The organism is Halomonas sp. 25-S5, assembly GCF_029889845.1.
GTDB lineage: Bacteria > Pseudomonadota > Gammaproteobacteria > Pseudomonadales > Halomonadaceae > Halomonas.
The window spans coordinates 1-2,120 of the sequence record NZ_JARANV010000055.1; the positions used below are offsets into that span (position 1 = coordinate 1).

The 2,120-nt window shown below is 62.7% G+C and carries 3 protein-coding genes; all 3 read right to left on the minus strand.

Annotated features, from left to right (window positions below):
* The coding region (locus OP498_RS18270; protein ID WP_280554781.1) for an IS66 family transposase at nt 1-1,434 on the minus strand (1,434 nt) is incomplete at its 3' end.
* A gap of 42 nt (nt 1,435-1,476) precedes the next feature.
* On the minus strand, nt 1,477-1,833 hold the full coding sequence (gene tnpB, locus OP498_RS18275) for an IS66 family insertion sequence element accessory protein TnpB (protein WP_280554784.1): 357 nt from the start codon (nt 1,831-1,833) through the stop codon (nt 1,477-1,479).
* Nucleotides 1,830-2,039: a hypothetical protein gene (locus tag OP498_RS18280; RefSeq protein ID WP_280554785.1), complete on the minus strand. Its 210-nt coding sequence runs from the start codon at nt 2,037-2,039 to the stop codon at nt 1,830-1,832. Before OP498_RS18280 ends, tnpB begins: the two co-directional genes overlap by 4 nt.
* Between the last annotated feature and the right edge of the window lie 81 nt (nt 2,040-2,120).

Below are 2,120 nucleotides of genomic sequence, written 5' to 3' on the forward strand. Positions count from 1 at the left end.
ACCGCTCGGCGTTTGACTGAAGAGCCAGTTCTTTCGACCGATGACAAAGGGTCGAATCGCATTTTCCGCTGCGTTGTTGTCCAGTGGGATCAGCCCGTCATCGAGGAAGCGGGTCAGGCGTTGCCACTGGCCATCCAGGTAGTGCAGCGCCTTGCCCAGGGCACTCTTTGGCAGCACTTGCGTCAGCGACGTGTCGAGCCAGGTGCGTAATTGAGTGATCAGCGAGCGGCTCTTCTGCTCGCGCAACGCCTGGCGCGCCTCGGGCTCCAGTCCCTTGGCCTGTTGCTCTACGGCGTAGAGCTTGCGGATCTGGTTGAGCGCCCAGGCGGCCTTGCCGGTCTTGCCCTTGGGCTGCACCTTCTGGGCCTCGACGAACTTGCGCCGCGCGTGCGCCCAGCAGCCGGCATGGGTGATGCCGTTCTGTCGCACCACCTCGGCATAGCCCTCGTAGCCATCGGTGACCAGGCGTCCGGCATAGTCACCCAGCAGGCGCACGGGTACCCGGCCAGCACGGCTGGCATCATAGTCGAACAGCACCACGTGTTGGCCCGGTGGGCCGCCTCGTTGCAGCCACATGTACGACGTTGAGCTCGCCGAGCGATCGGCTTCAGCGTTGACCTGCAGCGTGGTCTCATCCATGTGGATCAGCGGACTCTGCAGCAGGTGTCGGCGCAGCACCTCGATCAAGGGTGTCAGGCGTTCCCCGGTCTGGACCATCCAGCGGGCCAGGGTGTTGCGCGGGATCTCGGCACCGTGCCGAGCAAAAATCTGACTCTGCCGATAGAGCGGCAAGGCGTCCTGGTACTTGGCGGTGGCCACATAGGCGAGCAGCGTCGGGCTGGCGTTACTCTTCGGCAGCAGTTTGGCCGGCGCCGGGGCGATCTGCACGCCCTCCTCGCAGGCCGGGCAGCCGTACTTGACGCGCACATGGCGAATCACCTCGACCCGCGCCGGCACGATGTGGAGTTCCTCACTGATCTCCTTGCCGATCTCCTTGAGCTCGGTGCCGTCGTGGCCACAGTGACGCGCCTCGTCAGGTAGGTCGTGAACGACCTCGACTCGCGGTAACTCAGGAGGCAGGGCGACCCGACCACCACGGGTGCGGCGCTTGGCCGGCTGAGAGGGCTCGGCCGGCGCATCAACCTCGTCGTCAGCCGTGTCATCCTGGATGCTGGTCTCTTCCTCATCGACTGCCACTTCAGCCTCGTTGATGAGGAGGTCACCCTGCGCGACACGGTATTTTTCGGTGGAGGGGCCGAACTGACGCTCGATGGCCAGGCGGAACTGCTCGAACAACGCGGCTTTGGCGGCTTCCCACTCGGCTTCTTTTGTCTCCATCAACTGATGCAGACGTGCGATCTCCTCCTGCTGAGCACGCACTTGGCGCTGCAGCTGGGAGACGGAGGTGGAGGAGGTAGAGGCCGTTAACGTCATGCCGGTATTTTACCAAACAGCGCTGCTGAAGGCAGCAAAAAATCAGCCAACTGCCTGAAAATCCAAGGCCTTGTGGGGCTGCATGGCACTGAGGTCATAGCCATCCAGGAGCCAATTGAGCTCTTGGCCCGACAGGGATATCGTGTCGCCTTCCAGACGGTCGGGCCACTTGAAACGTTCCCGCTCCAGGCGCTTGTACCAGACCACGAAGCCGTTACGTTCCCAGAACAACAGCTTCACCTTGTCGCGCTGGCGGTTACCGAACACGAACACCGCCTCCTCGAAGGGATTGAGCTCCATGGCCTCCTGCACCAGCAGGGCTAGTCCGTCGATCTGCTTGCGCATATCGACGGGCTCGCGGCACAGATAGACCCGCAGTCGGGTATCCGGCCGGATCATCGGGCCACCTCCACAGCAACGAAGCGCAGCGGCCGATGACGCGGTGGCACCGGCACCCTCTGCACCACCAGGCGCTGTTCCCACGCCAGCAGTGACGATAGATCCAGCCCTTGCTCCTCAGCGTACTCGCTCAGCGACAGTTGCCGAGAGGAAGCATGGAACAGATGGCCCAGCCAGTAGGCCTGCGTCGAAGTCAGCTCGTTCATGGTGTCCTCCTTAGGATTGGGTGACACCAGTCTGACGGACGTTATTCAGCTGCATAAGATGGGGTTTGTGGAGCGCTTACG

Coding starts and splice junctions, on each gene's coding strand:
- tnpB (WP_280554784.1), bottom strand. CDS start 1,833: ATGATCCGGCCGGATACCCGACTGCGGGTCTATCTGTGCCGCGAGCCC.
- OP498_RS18280 (WP_280554785.1), bottom strand. CDS start 2,039: ATGAACGAGCTGACTTCGACGCAGGCCTACTGGCTGGGCCATCTGTTC.